This is a genomic window from Streptomyces sp. NPDC091649, assembly GCF_044756785.1.
In the GTDB taxonomy this organism is placed as follows: Bacteria; Actinomycetota; Actinomycetes; order Streptomycetales; family Streptomycetaceae; genus Streptomyces.
The window spans coordinates 75,431-91,632 of the sequence record NZ_JBIVTR010000024.1 but is presented as its reverse complement, the minus strand read 5'-3'; the positions used below and the strand labels follow the sequence as shown (position 1 = coordinate 91,632).

At 68.4% G+C, this 16,202-nt stretch carries 5 protein-coding genes and 1 CRISPR repeat array; all 5 genes read right to left on the bottom strand.

Going from position 1 to position 16,202, the window contains the following annotated elements; all coding sequences use genetic code 11:
- Positions 1–17: 17 nt before the first annotated feature.
- A complete protein-coding gene (casA, locus tag ACIQMU_RS29315; protein WP_402690057.1) occupies positions 18–1,625 on the bottom strand; it encodes a type I-E CRISPR-associated protein Cse1/CasA in 1,608 nt (535 codons plus the stop codon).
- A gap of 579 nt (positions 1,626–2,204) precedes the next feature.
- Positions 2,205–5,024 carry a CRISPR-associated helicase Cas3' gene (cas3, locus tag ACIQMU_RS29310; protein ID WP_402690056.1) on the bottom strand — a complete coding sequence of 940 codons (2,820 nt, stop codon included), beginning with the start codon at positions 5,022–5,024 and terminating at the stop codon, positions 2,205–2,207.
- Positions 5,025–5,314: 290 nt separating this feature from the next.
- Positions 5,315–7,166: direct repeats of the CRISPR family, unit length 29 nt; unit sequence GTCCTCCCCGCCGACGCGGGGGTGTTCCG.
- Positions 7,167–7,717: 551 nt separating this feature from the next.
- A complete protein-coding gene (locus tag ACIQMU_RS29305) occupies positions 7,718–8,860 on the bottom strand; it encodes a hypothetical protein (protein WP_402690055.1) in 1,143 nt (380 codons plus the stop codon).
- A 615-nt stretch (positions 8,861–9,475) separates the two neighbouring features.
- Positions 9,476–9,787: a hypothetical protein gene (locus ACIQMU_RS29300; RefSeq protein WP_352240551.1), complete on the bottom strand. Its 312-nt coding sequence runs from the start codon at positions 9,785–9,787 to the stop codon at positions 9,476–9,478.
- Between the two features lie 98 nt (positions 9,788–9,885).
- On the bottom strand, positions 9,886–16,131 hold the full coding sequence (locus ACIQMU_RS29295; protein WP_402690054.1) for a DNRLRE domain-containing protein: 6,246 nt from the start codon (positions 16,129–16,131) through the stop codon (positions 9,886–9,888).
- Between the last annotated feature and the right edge of the window lie 71 nt (positions 16,132–16,202).

The window sequence follows — 16,202 nt, the reverse complement described above, 5'->3', positions numbered from 1 at the left end:
GGATGGTCGGAGCCGGCTCAGCCGGTTTTGGGGCCCAGGAGCGCGAGGAGCATCGAGCGGGCGCGGTGCCGGGCGCGCGCCACTCTGATGTCCGCCCTGCTGGACGGGCCGATCGCCTCGTCCAGCGCCGACAGGGCGGCGTGAACGAACGGCTCCCGGGGCCGGACCGCCCGCCGCTCAGGTTTGGTCAGCTGCCAAAACTCGGTCTCGGCCTTCGGCCAGAACCGGGTCAGCGCGGCGGAGGCCCACGGGCCGGGCTTGCGGGCGTCGAGCTTGACCTTCGCCTTGGGCGAGGGATCAATGCTGGAGTCCGTGGCGATCTTCCAGGCGACCCTGGCCGCGAAGTCCAGCCGGTCACCCACCTCTTCTGCGGAAGCGTGACAGCGCTTGATGCGGTGCGCCATCTCCTCGTCGTTCTCCTCAAGCCAGGTCAGGACCCGGGGAGTCTTCGACGCGAACCAGACGCTGTCCTTCTGCTGGCCGTCCTGATCGAAACCGTAGGCCCGCACCCGCAGAGTGGGCAGCAGAGTTTTGGGCATTGCGCCAAAGGCAGGCGGCCGCTGGGCGTCCTGCCGGTCGTCCTTCAGCAGCAGGGCGTCCAGGTCACGCCACAGCGCGCGGGCACCATCGGCCTCGCGGGGCTGAAAATTCCCGTCCTTGCGCCGGTCGAGGATCTGGTAGGGGTCACGCACCACAGGGGCCGGTGCGTGCGTGGACCAGGTGATGTACGCGTCCGTCACCTGTCGGCCGTCAGACGACGGAACGAGCAGCACGGCGTGCCGGAACCGGCCGGTCAGCATCCGACCCGGCCACGTCATCGGAATGCGAGGCTCCAGCGGGTGAAGAAGTTCGCCCTCCCACGGGCACAGGTCCTCGTCCTCGTCGAGTTCCTCGTCCGGCAGCCTCGGCACGGCCAGGATCAACGAGGTGAACAGGTCACTACCCGACGGGAAGTACGAGACCGACTTCCGCAGAGGTGCCGCGTCCCCACTGCCGGTCCGTTCCTCGGTGATGCGCCGGGGAGTGCACTGGCCTGACGGCCCGAAGTAGAGCTGGGCGATCAGATGCCAGACGGCCTCCGCGGCCGGCACGGGGACAGGAGCGGTGTCGGTGAAGTGGCCGAACAAGACCGCTCCGTTGACGCCTGTCGGCCGGCCCATCACCAGCTTGTTCACACCCGACGGGTTCGGCACGCCCTTGGCGTCCACGCATTCGGTTCGAAGCCGAGGGTCCTGCAGGAACGGCCTCTGCGGGTCAAACAGGTCGAACCTTCCTGACGGCACGCCCTTGTCGAAGTACTCGTCCACGGCATCCGGATCGAATCGGCCCGTCCGCAGAACCCGCCGACGCAGAACGATCCAGTCCTGGACGTTCTCGGCGACGTCAAGGTCATCGAGACGGTCGTCTTCATCGGCGGCAATCCTGGCTGTGATCGCTGCCAGAATCCGCATCAGCCCAGCAGCTGCCGGCGGCACCGGCAGCTCCAGGTCTTCGATCTCATGAGCCTGCTTGAACACCTGCCGCAGTCCCAGCCGCGCCGACTCCCCAGTCAGCAGCCGCACCGGAATCCACGGCTCGTCCCGCAGGTCGAACCCCCCAGACATCAACAGCCCCTCCACAAACATGGTTAGCGCGAAGCAGCACGGCAAGGCCCCAGCGAACCGCCGCCTGAGTAACGCTTCGCATTCAAGCAGCCACCACTGACACAGAGGCTCCGTTCCGTGCTGCCGATCAGTAGAGCACCTTCCGGTGATGTGCGTGACGGATTCCCAGAAGGTTGGAGAGAGGGGTGGAGTCTGAGGAGGGGGGCTTGATCAACTTGCGCCATTGGGGCAGCGTCCGTTAGAACTGCCCTCCGTCACACCAGAGTTGACCTCGAGGAGACCTCGTGAACCGAGTCCCAACCGCATCCGCGTCCTGGGATTCACCGGCACCCTGGGTGCTGGTGATCACCATCATCGTGATCGTCGTCGGCCTGAGACCCGACCCGGCAACCACCGGATCGTGCCTGCTTCTTCTGACTGGGGCAGGCAAGGCGTACCACGGCTTCTCCCGGTAGCCTCCGGGGGAAGCAGTCGCCGTACGCAGGCGCGACCGCTTTCCCGCCGATGCGGGGGTGTACCAGTTGGAGAGCGCGGGGCTGGGAACAGCTCAACGCCTTCCCCGCCGATGTGGGGGTGCTCCACCTGAGTGGCTGTTCCCGCTTATTCGCGGACGAGGCCCAGGTCCTGATGCAGACGCAGCATTCTGTCGCCGATCTTCACGGCCTGGGCCTTGCCCTGGCGGACCGGCTGACGGAGAACTCGGAGGTCTCCCAGCATGGGGTGCTCGGCCCACGAGGAGGGAGGACTGAGGGTGTCCGGCTCGGCGTCACGAAACCAGTCGGCGCGTACAGGGATCGTACGGCGCATCACCTCTCGGACACGCGGGGCCGGCATCCTGCCGTCCTCGGGCATTTCGGGCAGCGGCTGCCTACCCTCAGCGTCGAGCGTCAGCTGGCCGCCCTCCTGCGCGTAGGCGCACAACAGGCGTACCGAGTCAGCACCCAGACGAGTCGACACCTCCCACTCGTCTTCTTCACCCTCCAAGGCATGCAGGTCATGCAGCTCGGCAACCTGCCGGGCACGCGGCACAGCGCACAGAGCAGCGATGCTCCGCTCCGCGGTCTCCTTGCCCTTGTGCTCCGCCCAAGCCTTCGCCTCGCGGCCGCCGGAGACGTTCCAGTCGAATTCCTCGCTGTCACCGTGGACCGCCTCGACCAGCCCTTGCACATCATCCGGAATGGCGATGTCTCCACCCTCGACCTCGGTCAGCATCCGGGAGGTCTTTCCGAGCAGGTGCTCGGAGTACACCTCACCCCACTGGACCGGTACCCGACCACCGCCCACCAGGGGATCGAGGACAACGAGACGAGGTGTATCCGCCCACGCCGGGCGGCCGCGACCGGCGGGGTACCCGTGCCTCTGCCAGTGCTTCTCATGGCGCCAGCAGCGGCCCGCTCGCTGCAGCAGCAACGACAGGGGGGCAAGATCGCTGATGACGATGTCCGCGTCCAGGTCCAGGGACTGTTCGACGACCTGCGTGGCCACCACGATCCGCCGGACCGGCCTCGGACCGCTCCGGCCCAGCCCCGCGGTGACCCCGGCCGTACGCTCCTCCCGCACATCTCCGGGGAATCGGGCATGCAGCAGCTGAACGTCGCCCGCTTCCTCATGGGAGCGCCGGTCGATCTCTGCCCGGAGCTGCAAGTAGGTCTCCTGCGCGTCGCCCACGGTGTTGCACACCACCAAAGCGGTACCGCCGTCACCCGTCGCGACCGGCTCCAGCAGCCGCTTGATCACCGCGATCCGGTCCCCCACTACGTCCTTCCCGCCGTGGAGGACGCGCTCTACGCCCACCCTGAGCCGCATGTTCCGCGTACGGGCCTGCTCCAGCTGGCGATCCTGGGACATCGGGGCGCATGTGCCGGTCTCGCCGTCCACGTACAGCCAGCCCGGGTAGGGCGCCGGGAAGGTCTGCCGTTTCAGCGCCGACGATTTGTGGCCCGCGCCCCGCAGGTACTCCTTGACCAAGCGGTCGCCGACCGAGCACGGCAAAGTCGCCGACAGCAGCACGACCGGCACCCCGTAGAAGCCCAGCCAGTTCAGCAGCCGGCCCAGCAGCACCTGCATGTACGGGTCGTAGGCATGCGCCTCGTCCACGATGAAAGTCTTGTTCGAGAGAGCCAGCATCCGCAGAGCGTTGTGCCGAACAGGCAGTACAGCCATGAGCGCCTGGTCAATTGTCCCGACCGCGAACTGCGCCAGCAGCGGCCTCTTCGGTCCACGCAACCACCGCCCCGGGCGCATGTCGGCCTCCCGGCGACGGCGCCCGGCCGGAGCCTCGTCGCCGTCGCAGGTCACCACTGCCTCGCCATCCAAGTCTTCGTCGGCGTAGGAGCTGCTCAGCCACGCCATGCTGTGAACCAAGGTCAGCCCGGCTTCCTCCCCGGACTGGTTTCCCAAGGTCCTGGCGACCCGGTCGTGCATCTGGTCACTGGTGGCCATCGTCGGCAGCAAAAACGCATACCCGTGCGTGCCGAAGATCTTCGACAGGATCCGCTCCGCCTCCAGCGCGGTCTCCGACTTCCCGTCACCAGGCGCGGCCGTCACCAACATGATGCCGCCTCGGCTCCCGGTACCCGCCGCGGCCAACAGGTCGTCCATGACCGACCGCTGCAAGGGATTCGGCTTCCCCGCGATGCCGTACGCCTCGGTGAAGTCCTTGCGCTCCAGTTCCACCGGAGTCAGCCCGGCATCCCTCAGCAATTCGGCCGCGTCAGCCTGCGAGCGCCGGAAATGAGCGGCCAATGAAGGCTCGAGCGTGCGCTGGCGTCTCCGCAGGTATCCCTCCTGACTGACCAGCCAGTCCGCGAGTATCACCACCCCCGTCACCAACACGGCAACGGGAGCCTCAAACGACCCTGGCGCGGCCGGGGACCCCAGCGCCTCGTGCACCGCTGTGGCATGCGCGACCCGCTGACCAGCCCACGCCGCGCCGCCGAGAAACGTCGGACAGGCGCCGTCCACCTGACGGTGGAAGCGGCCGTGATGACCGCCGATGATCTCCGCAACTCGTTCAGCGGCGGACATCTCGTCTTCATCGTCGAAGCCCAGGACCTCCAGCACCGCGGCCGCAGCAGTCATGCCCGCCACGTCGTGCCCGGCCCGTTCGGCACTCATCCGCTCGCTGCCCGCCGCCAGCCCGCCGTTGAGGAACTGCGCAGCCGGCCGTGAACAGAATTGGAACCCCGACACCTTCCCGATGTCGTGCAGGCCAGCACACAGGCCGACGAGCGCCCGAGCGCGATCCGGTTCCCCGGCCAAGCCCATCCCATCAGCTATACGCGCCCTTTGGTTCTCCGCCAGGTAAACGTCCCACAAGTGGAGCGCCATCGCGGCCGCGTCGAGAAGATGCCTCACCAGCGGATAGGGAGGCAACGCCGGATCCAGCCCCCGGGACTTTCCCCACACCGACTCATCCACCACGTTCCGCCTATGCAGCACGCCAGCCCTCTCCGCTCCACCACTCGAACCTGATCTGGCAACGGAAGCGAACCCGCCACCCATCGCATACAAGCACCCGGCACTGACATTGATATCGCTACTCGCGTACCGCGGCCGTTCCTCGATCAGTAACGGGGCGCGGTCCTCGCCTTGGCGACCTTGCCAGCTGCAGCTGGATAGAGTGACGGCATGCGTCTGACTGAGCGCCTCACCCCATCAAGAATGGCAAAGAAAATGCAAAGCCCTTCTTAAGACGCAGGTCAGGAAGTGTCCTCCCCGCCGACGCGGGGGTGTTCCGGATCAGGCCGCCGAGAAGGCTGCGCAGGCGGCGTCCTCCCCGCCGACGCGGGGGTGTTCCGCGCAGGTGCACGCCACCCTCGCGCTCGCCGCGTCCTCCCCGCCGACGCGGGGGTGTTCCGGTCTTGGTCGTCCTTGTCGAGACCGTTGACGGGTCCTCCCCGCCGACGCGGGGGTGTTCCGAACCTCGCCTGCTACTGCCCGCTCCCCGCTGAGTCCTCCCCGCCGACGCGGGGGTGTTCCGCAGGCCGCCGAGCCCGACGAGGAAACCGCCCCGTCCTCCCCGCCGACGCGGGGGTGTTCCGGCCATCTCGGACCTCATGGGAATCGTGAACTGGTCCTCCCCGCCGACGCGGGGGTGTTCCGTTCTTCAGCAACGGCGGGGCCCCTGGGGGTGCGTCCTCCCCGCCGACGCGGGGGTGTTCCGTCGGTGGGCGAGGCCCTGATGAACGTGCTGGAGTCCTCCCCGCCGACGCGGGGGTGTTCCGGACTTTCCGCCCCTCCCCTCCCCCGCCGCAACGTCCTCCCCGCCGACGCGGGGGTGTTCCGCAGTCGTGTCCCTTGCGTTGCGGGGCAACGCCGTCCTCCCCGCCGACGCGGGGGTGTTCCGCACGCGGAGGCCGCCACGGCCGTGGCGCCCGCGTCCTCCCCGCCGACGCGGGGGTGTTCCGGCTCCGTTGCTGTCCTCCGCGCCTGAGTGTGAGTCCTCCCCGCCGACGCGGGGGTGTTCCGAACTCGGGCGCCCGAGTTCACGTCATCGCGAAGTCCTCCCCGCCGACGCGGGGGTGTTCCGCAGGTGGCTGATGGCCGTGCTCGCAGTAACCCGTCCTCCCCGCCGACGCGGGGGTGTTCCGGAGATATGGTTTCGTGAGCAACGTGTGTACGTGTCCTCCCCGCCGACGCGGGGGTGTTCCGGCGACTGCACCGCCCGCCGGAGGGTGACTACCGTCCTCCCCGCCGACGCGGGGGTGTTCCGTCCTCTTGGGGCCGGCGGATCGGGGCCCGGCGGTCCTCCCCGCCGACGCGGGGGTGTTCCGTCCTCTCGGGGCCGGCGGATCGGGGCCCGGCGGTCCTCCCCGCCGACGCGGGGGTGTTCCGACATGGCCCGGCGCCTTGCCGCGCGGGCCCGAGTCCTCCCCGCCGACGCGGGGGTGTTCCGGTCCAGGTCGGCGAGGAGTTGTTCCACGAGTCGTCCTCCCCGCCGACGCGGGGGTGTTCCGGTCGATGCCCTCGATCAGAGCCTTGAGGTCCAGTCCTCCCCGCCGACGCGGGGGTGTTCCGGGTGGCCCAGCAGCCGGCGCCGCTGTCGTGCGTCCTCCCCGCCGACGCGGGGGTGTTCCGCCCAGCAGGCCCAGAACCTCCTCGAACAGGCGTCCTCCCCGCCGACGCGGGGGTGTTCCGCGGATGCTGACGAGCATTTTCGTCACCCAGGCGTCCTCCCCGCCGACGCGGGGGTGTTCCGGCGCGCGCCGTCGACCACATCGAGCACGGACCGTCCTCCCCGCCGACGCGGGGGTGTTCCGTTCACCGAAGACCAGATCTTCGCCGCCGCCGGGTCCTCCCCGCCGACGCGGGGGTGTTCCGGCCCAACCGGTCTGGTTGATGTCCCACCGGTAGTCCTCCCCGCCGACGCGAGGGTGTTCCGAGCCGGAGTCCGCCGAGGCCCTTCGCGGCCGTGTCCTCCCCGCCGAGGCGGGAGTGTCCGCGGGTAGCCGTGGTGACGATGACCATCGTGCCGTCCTCCCCGCCAACGCGAGGGTGCGCTCACCAGGGAAGGCGCTTGGCGCGGGTGTTGGTCCTCCCCGCCGACGCAGGGGTGTTCCGCTGCGCGGGAGGCAGTCGTCCCAGCCCTTGCCGTTGTTCCCGCCGAAAACGGCGCCAAGCCGGTCCCGGAGCGACCCGCCAGCTCGCCGCCGCCACGGGCCGACAGTCAAGGGTGCACTCCGTACCGACCAAGATCCGGGCCATACGCGGACCAGCCGCCTACAGCTTGGCCGCATAGTGGCCGTTTCCGCTGGTCAGGGAGCATCGGAGGCGTGTACCACCAGCAGACGAAGAACCTGCTGGCACTCTGCGCAAGTGGCTGAGTGGGACCGCTCAGCACCACGAAATTCCCAGCACCTTGCCGCACCCGTACAGTCAGGAGGCCACCCGACCAGCGGAGCAATGCGCCTGACGGCTCATCAGAACGAGCGTCACGATGCCTCGGAGAGCGTCATTTCAGCGTCAAGATATCGCCCGTAACGCCCACAGTGCACATAACGCACACCACCCAAACCCGCAGGTCAGACGTTCTTTACGACGGGTTCGAGGATCGCCACGCACTCCACATAGTGCGTCATCGGCAACACGTCGGCCCACCGCTGACGCGGGCGTCACCGTCCGCCTAGACACTCCGGTCCATCGGGACTCCAACCCCTGAGAAATGGCTTGAGTTCCTCACGCGTGGGCTCATGGGTGTACGGCAGTCCTGGAAGCGAAGCCAAGGGGTCGATTGACCTCACGTACTCCCTTGCCCACTCCAGCCACAGTCGAGCTGAGTCCAGAGTCGACTCGTCCGCAACACCGATCAACTCGCCGATGCGACGTTCCAATGCATTGCAGTACGCACTGAGGTCAGCGGCCTCCTGCCAGCGCGCAGCCTCTTCACACAGCGCCCGGGCAAGCTGTTCACGGACAGCTTGTTCCTTCGCCCCATCCATGGCCGCTTGCCAACGAAGTTCTCGTGCTACGTGGGCCTGCTGCTCCTCCTGTCTACGCCGAGCGTCCTCTACCGCCCGCGCCTCGATCTCTCCAAGGATCAAGCCCAGGGCTTCTTCGAGCGTCCGGGTCTTCCGATCCCGCCAGCGACCGGGCCGACCGGTCAGGCCATGGGCCAGCTCCACGACAAGACGAACGGAACGCTCCGGATCTGTGGACTCCGGGAACTCCTGTCTGACGGTGACGGTATACGCGAAGCCGTCGACAGCGACGTCCACTCCGCCCTCGCGCGGGTAGAAGGACGACCCGGCCTTCCGCACCGCGTACCCTCGCCGGACCGCCTCAGCCGCCAGTCCCTGCAACAGCAGGAGCGACCTACGGCGCAGAGCAGACGGCATGACGAGTCGGCGCTCGTCGTCTTTGAGGGCGGTCACGATCGGATGGAGGTTCCCCAGTCGTGAGGGAGCGGGGACCGGATCCCCGCCCGCCTTCGACCGTTGACTCCGCGCGTTGGGATGCGGGCCATCCGCAAGGAACAGCTCCAGCCCCGGCCCACCGCACGGAACCTTCTCAATGCGCTTGCCCGCTGGTTCCAGGCCGTGCCGTTTCGCGTAGTTGACGACGCGCCGCCACTCCGCGACCTCGTCGTCATCAGGGTCGGTGATCCGAACGCGACCCTCGGCGACGAGCCGCTCGATCAGCTCTTGAGCCTTCGCCCGCCGAGCCCGCGGGACGGGCCTCTCGCCGTAGGGCGTCCGAGGGCTGGCGGGCACTGCCGGCTCGCTGCCACCAGCGACCGCAGAGTCGTCGTCGATCATCAGGATCCCACCATCCCGCAAGCCAGCGCCCGAGCGCCAGTCACTCGCCATCCAGGCTCCACCACCTTCGTTGGAAACGAGGCCGTTTCGACGGCCCATACGCCCGTACAGAGCGGAAAGACACCCGTCAGCAGTGGGAGTCCCCTGGGACTTTTCTGGGACTTCCGGCCCCATCAAGCGGCACGAGCGTGAAACAGCCGAAAGGTCATTCGCGCAGGTCATCGACCACAAGTCACTCATCGCGGCAGGTCACCGCGTTCCCTGGTCTCTTCCGGGACATCTGAAAGCCCTCAGGAACAACACCGTTACACCCCTTTCCGGCCTGAGGCGCAACGAGTCAGGGAGGGGTGCGGCGGCATCTCCGGGGCTTCTCCGGGACGTGATCCCCGGTGGATCAGCGCGCGGCGTCGGATGCGGTGCATCGCAAGGCGGGCGGTCGTCCGCACACTGGATGTCTGTGGATGTTCCGACAAAGCGGCGAGGTGCCGTAGCTGTCGTCGTGCGCCCGTCAGGGATTACGGGACAGCCTGCACGCACCTCACGAGACCACCGCGACTTCGCATCAGCCCTGCTGACGAACTCGAAGGGCTATCGCCGCCCGGCCTCATAGGTCTTCTATCCGTCGACGACGAATTGTTCGACTCCCGTGTCGGTGAGCGAGTCAAGGGAGTCCAGTTGCTCCGCGGCGAGTACGAGGTCCTCGTACTCCGACCGGAGGACGGGAAAACGGTAATACTGGATCAGCAATCCGATGTCGTCCATCGCCAATTCGGTCTCGTCGTTCTCCACCATATGAACGACCGACGTCAGGGCACTGACCGGCTTGGCCTGTTCAGCCAGTCGACGGGCCATGCGCAGGGCGACGGAGCGGATGATGGCACCGGGCGGGTCCAGAGGCGGGTTGCCGGGCGGGTTCGGGGGGCGCACGTACGGATTCCCTCCTTGTGAGAAATGTGCAGCGGCGGGACGGCCGGGCCCCGGTGCCGGAAGGGAGAACTCCCGTTCCGGCACCGGGGCGGATGACGTCAGCGTCGGTTGATGTAGGCGCTGGTCACGCCGAGCGGCTTCCCATCAGGAGCCGCGACGGTGCGATAGTGCACCGTAACTGTGTACTTCTTCTTCTTTCGGCATCCGCAGCCGGTCCAGTAGGTGTAGTAGATATCCCACTTTCCGTTGCGGCTGTCGCCCCACTGATAGCGCCACTTACCTGAGGTGAGTGCCTTCTTGAGGTCACTCAACATGGTGGAGCTGGAACGCCAGGCCGATTTCTTCCCTCTGCCGACATGCTTGTCCTTGATGTGCCTCAGGCCGAACTTCCCGTACTTGACACCATTGGCCTTCACATTGCCCTTGCTGCCCTCTCGGATAGTCTTCCAGTGGCTCCCCGGCGAGCGGGACCACATGAGGATGCGCCATTTGTCGCACGACTTGAAGGGGTTGCCCCAAGCGCCGCACCGGCCGTCGAGGTCGGTTCCGTTGACCGGGTCGGCGCACACGAAATCGTACGCGTTGCAATTCCCGCCGAAGATCGGGTCGACCTGGAGGAAGCGCGCCGTGGAGGGGTCGTACAGTCGGACGCCCATCAGGACGAGTCCGCTGAGGGTCTCGCTGGAGCGCTGCTTGCCGCCGAACCAGCCGTAGCGCTGGGCGTCGCCGCCACCGCGGGGCGCGCCGTTCTCGTCACTGTCCAGAGCCTTTGGCGCGACGGACGTGTCGAGCGGCAGTTGCAGGGCGATGTCCCCGTGGATGTTCGACAGTTGGAGGACGGTACCGATGGTTTTGCCGGTGGTCGCGGCGAACATGCCGGTGGCGGACGCGACGTTGCGCGTCACCGCGCCCTGCGTGTTCTCCGCGATCCAGCTCGGGTTGTCGCCGTCGTCGCCGTAGTGGTTGGTCTTGGCTGTTGTCCGGGTCCAGGTACCCGCGTTGTCGGCCTCCACCGTCCAGGACCGGAAGCGCAGCGTGGCGTCCAGTTCCCACGTCTGGCGCTGCTTCCCCGCGACCTGCTGACGCACCAGATCGTTGGTGTAGTAGGAGAGAGTGGAGCCCGGCAGTGCGGTCGTACGCCCGAAGGCGTCGTAGACGTGACCCGCGCCGGCCACACGATCGGCACTGTCGTAGCTCCGGCCGGTGACCGCTCCCGCGCTGGTGGGGCAGGCGACACCGGCGGCGCCGGCGGCCTTGGCCGTGCCCGTTCGGTTGGACCGCTTGTCCAGGGTGTATGTGCGCAGGGTGCACGCGTTGTCGCTGGTGTCCTCCACGCGGGTGAGGCGGCCGGCGTTGTCGTAGTCGTAGCTCTGGTGCGACCAGCCGGCTCGGGTGGACGCCTGGCCGTGGATCGTTGAGGTGACTGCGTCGCTGAAGACCGTCGCCCCGTCGCTGTCTCTGGTGTAGAGGCGTTCGACGACTGCGCCCGCGGCGTCCTTGACCTGCTTCAGGGTGTAGCCACCCGGCAGCTTCTCGGTGGCCGTGGCCCCGTCGGCGTCGTAGGTGGCGGAGAAGTCGCCGGCGACCGAGTCGGAGACCTTGGTTGCCAGGCCCCGCGCGTCGACGGCGGTGTCATAGGTGTAGGTGACGGTGCTCGGGACGCTGTTGCCGACCTGTACGGGGCGGTTGAGGAGGTCGTACTCGGTGGTGGTCGTTCCTCCGTCGGCGTCGGTGTAGGAGATCAGCCGGCCCAGGTCGTCGTAGGCGCGGGTGATGGTTCCGCCGGTCGGGGACGTGGACTTCACCGCCCGGCCGGTGTCCGGGTCGTACGTGGTCGTGGCTGTCGGGACGGCCGCGCCGATGCCGCCCGTGGTCGTCACGGATACGGGCCGTCCGGCGGCGTCGTGGGAGTGGGTGATGGTACGGGTCGACGCTCCGGCCTTCTCCGTGGTCCGGGCCGTGTCGCCCCACCAGTTGTACTCGGCGGTCATCGTGGGGAGCTGGCCGGGGTTGGCTCCGCCCCCGGTGATGTCGCCGGCCGGGCCGGCGGTGCACAGCAGGTCGGCCCATTCGGGGCGTCCCGCGCAGGCGCCGGTGCCGGTGGCCGACCAGTAGGCGCTGACCTGGGTGCCCGCGTCGGTGCCCCCGGTGCCGGGTGCGCCCTGCCTGGTCACCCTGCCCTGGGCGTCATACTCGGTGGTGGTCGTGATGGCGAGCCCGGCGGGGTCCTGGACCACCTTCGTGGGCAGTCCCTTCACCCAGTCGTACCCGACGGTGGTGAGCTGTGCGTCCGCCATGACGGCCGGGTGTTCGCGGACCTGAGCACCTTCGGTGGTGCTGGTGACCTGGTTGCTCGTGACGAAGCTGCCGTCCGTGGGGCGGCCCTCGTCGTAGCGCTTACTGGTCCAGCTCCGCGCGATGACGGACGAGCCCGCGGACACAAGAGTGGTGGAGCCCGACTTCAGGTCCCTGGCCAGGTCGACTCGGCCCGTAGGACCGAACTTCTCGAGCTCCTGAGCACCTGTTTCGTCGTAGACCGAGCGGGTGGAGAGCAGTTCGGCGCGTTCGGCGCTCGGCAGGGCGCTGAGACCGAGGTCGGCAAGAGCCTCCTTCGCGCCTGCCGTGGTGCCGAGCGCGGTCTCCCGGTTCCCGGCCGACAGGACGCGCACGATGTTGCCGAAGCGGTCGTAGTCAGTGCTCTCGATCCGGCCGCCGGGCTCGACGGTGTTGGTGCTCTGGCCCGAGGCGTCGAGGTAGTGGACGGTGGCACGGCGGTAATCGGCCGGTGCGAGCGCCGACCCCGCGTGGGAGGAGGGCACGGTGTCGGCGGGCAGGACGGCGGCGGCGTCGACGGGAATGCTCCGCTGCCCCCACGCCCTGACCGCGTCCTTGTTCATCGAGTACGGGGCGGCGGAGCCGGAGAGCGGCACGTCGTAGACGACGCTGGTGGTCGCCTCGCCCTCGGTGGTGTCGGCCGTTCCCCGCTTCAGCGCGGCACGGGTGGCCTTGAGGAGCATTCCCTCACCGACCGCCGGGTCATTGCCCGCCTTGCCGTAGGTGAAGTTCCACGGGAGCTCTCCGGGCGGAGCCAGCGAGGTGACCCGCCCCGCCGCGTCGTAGGAGTACCGGGTCGGCAGCCCTGGCGTGATCTGCGGGTTCCAGGTGCGACGGAGCTTTCCGGTCTCGTCGTACTGGTACATCTGGACGGACTTGGACGTGGCCGAGGCGGCTCCGGGCGCGGTGGACCAGAGGCGGATCTCCTTGACCTGGCCCGCGAAGTCACCCAGGTCCGACGGCGTGGCGGTCGTGGTGGAGGCGTAGACGTACTCCAGCACGCGGCAGCCCTTGGTCGCCGGATCGGCGGCACAGGCCGAAGCGCTGACGGCGGAGGTCGGAGCGATGATCCGGGTGGGCCGTGCCAGCTTCTCGCCGTTCACGGCGACGTTCTCCGACAGGACCGTGGTGGTCGTGTGGGAGAGTCCGTCGTGCAGTGTGCTGCTGACCTGCCAGGTCGTGGTCTGCGGGTCGGCCCTGGTGAAGTGGGTCACCGTGCCCGCGCTGTCGGAGAGGGTGAAGGCGCCGTTGACGCTCCCCTTCAGGACCATCTCCTCCGCGCCCGGCTCGGGGACCCATCCGTTCTTCGCCGCGGTGGCTGTGAAGTGGATCGGGTCGTCGTCGGCGAGCATCACGCTGACGGCCGTGTCGGAGACCTTCTTCAGATGGGTGTAGTCCGACTCGGTCAGCTGCGCCTCGAACCCCGATACCCATTGCGGCCCGAAGATGGCGGCCTGGTCCTCCTGCTGAGCCCCGGCCTCCGGACGGCGCGAGGAGGCGGTGCGGGTTACGGCGACGTCGAAGTAGGAGACGTCCTCCTCGGAGATGCTGTAGTCGCCCGTCAGCAGATTGACGGAGCCCGGACCGATGTCCTCGCTCGCCGCTCCGCTGGAGTTGCGGTCGACCACGATGCTGATCGGATCGGTGGACCCGGTGGCCCCGCCGGGGCCGGTGAAGTCGGCCTTCAGCTCGATGGTGCCGTCGGGTTTGACCGTGCCTGTCGCATTCCAGGTGAGCGGGGTGTTCTTACCGCCGGCAAGTGCGGCCGGCCACTGAGCGAGCGCGGTGCCGTCCAAGGTCACGTCTCCGGCAGGCACCTGCTGCCAGGGGTCGGCGGCGGAGCGCCGCCACGAGAAGGAGACGCCGTCGTACTTGCCGCCGTCGCTCTCGGCCTCAAGGATGAGACGTCGCGCGGTACGGTCGCCGGACGCGGGACGCAGGAAGCCGCCCGCTCCGACGTTGAAGGAGTAGGTGACGACCGGGGACCGGTTGTCGGCCTTGTCGACGGCGCGGACCAGCAGGGACTGCGCGCCGTTGTCGGCGGGGGTGATGGCGACGTCCTTGTCGCCGCCCGCGCCGCCGGTGGCGACCTTGGCCCAGGTCTGGCCGTCCATCGACCATTCGAGCCAGTTGTGGTCGGAGGCCGGCGGAGTGACCGTGAAGCGGCCGGCCTGCCCCGCGCCCTTGCTCCACTTGCCCGACGGGTAGTCGGCCGAGGCGACCTTGGCGGGCGCTGCGGGGGCGGTGGTGTCGACGGTGAAGGTCTTCCAGGCGGACCAGCCGGTGTTGTAGTGCGCGCCGTCGTAGGGGTTGGTGCGGAACTTGTAGGTCCTGCCGTTGGTCAGTACGCCTGCCGGGACGGTCACGGAGGCGACTTGGCCGGAGGGTACGTAGGGGGAGACGATGACGTTGCCGACCTGGGTGTTGGTGGCGTTGTCGAAGATCTGGAAGGTGCCGTTGACCTTGTCCCCGTCAGCGTCGACGAAGGTGTCGCGCAGGGTGGGGGTGGTGGTGTCGACGACGTAGGAGCCGCCGTAGGAGAAGTACGGCGGACCGGCTTCCTGCTTGGTCCCGGTACGCGGCCGGTAGTTGTAGGTGACGACCAGCTTGGGCGGGTTGGAGGCGGCGTTGGCGGAGTTGACGCGCTTCCACTGCCTCGTGCTGCTCTCGTCAGCGGCGCGCAGGCCCATGTGGGACCGGGATGCCTTGGCGGAGGCCCATTCCTGCGCCAACGTGGTCACGTCGGCGTTGATCCAGCCGTCGGGCTGGGTCGAGCAGGAGGAGTTGCCGCGGGTCTCCGAGGAGGTGGCCTTCTGCGTCGTCCAGGCCGGCTGGTTCGGTGCCGCCCATCGCGAGGATGTCGACGCGGCTCCGGTGGACCACACCTCCCACGGCTGGGTGGGGCAGGAAGTGCCGGTGTAGTTGCTGGAGTGGAAGTTCCACAGGGACAGCTTCGCGTCCACCACCAGGGCGTCGGAGATCGGCGCGGTGTTCCAGGTGATGAAGGACCGGGCGGTGCGCGGGGTGCCGTCGGCGTTCTTCGTGCCCGGGTTGCCCAGGTCGAGTTCGGTGTCGGTGGACCAGTCGCGAGTCTCGCCCTGCTGGACGTAGGTGTCGAAGACGTTCGACAGCGCCGAGGTGGACGGGTCCACCGTGACGGGGTACGTCGTCTTCGGGTCGGCGAGGAAGTCGGCGTCGGGGGTGACGACCAGGTCCACGCCGTCGTCGGTCTTGACGACCTTCAGGCCGACCTCGCCCCGGTTGGTGTGCTCGCCGGAGACCTTGTCCACCGAGGCGTCCCACATCACCGGTGCGGGCATCACGGCCCGCTTCTTCTTACCCGACTTGGCCTCGGTGAATACCAGGCTGCCGTCCTTGAGTTGCTTGACCTTCAGCCCTTCGGTCTCCAGCGGCAGCGTGTAGGAGTAGGCGCCGGTGGCGGGGCGCTCGTTGATCTCGACGAACTGCTCGAAGCCGGTCCGCGTGGCCTCCACGACCACGTCAGCGTCCGGCAGGGCGTCAGGGTAGGTGGCGCGGGTGCCGTCCAGTTGCGGCGCGGGCAGGCCGCCCCTCCACTGGAGCGTGATCTGCTCGTCGCCGCTGCCCAGCGTCACCAGGTCACGGGCCGGCGCTTTCGCCGCTGCCGCGAGCGACTTCGGCAGCGCGCCCCCCTTCCCCGCCAGGCTCAGCCCTGCCGGGTGCGCCTGAGCCTCTACCGATCCGTCCGACTGCCGCACCAGATCGACATCGACGTCGACCCACTGCCCGTCGCGCTGGAAGCGGACCGGCCCTGACGACATCTCAGTCGTCAGGCTGCCGCTCTTGTTCACCCACGTCGTCGAGTTCTCCGTGCGCTCCGAGAGAGCCTCGACCCGCTTGCCCGACAACCGGGCCGCCACCTTCGCCGAGGCGATGTCGGCAGCCTGCGTCGCAGCGGGCTTCGACTCCTTCTCCCCCGCCGGCTGCTGCGGCGGTGCCGCGCTCGCGCCTTCGACGAGAGTGACGGACATCAGCAGAGCGAGGCCGCCGGCGGCCCAGCGCGCCCGCCTGGTTCCCAGCCCCCCGATACGCCGTGGTCTCC

Excerpts from the sequence above, each read along its gene's own strand:
- casA (WP_402690057.1), bottom strand. The coding sequence starts at position 1,625 with ATGTTTGTGGAGGGGCTGTTGATGTCTGGGGGGTTCGACCTGCGGGAC.
- ACIQMU_RS29305 (WP_402690055.1), bottom strand. The coding sequence starts at position 8,860 with ATGATCGACGACGACTCTGCGGTCGCTGGTGGCAGCGAGCCGGCAGTG.
- ACIQMU_RS29295 (WP_402690054.1), bottom strand. The coding sequence starts at position 16,131 with ATGTCCGTCACTCTCGTCGAAGGCGCGAGCGCGGCACCGCCGCAGCAG.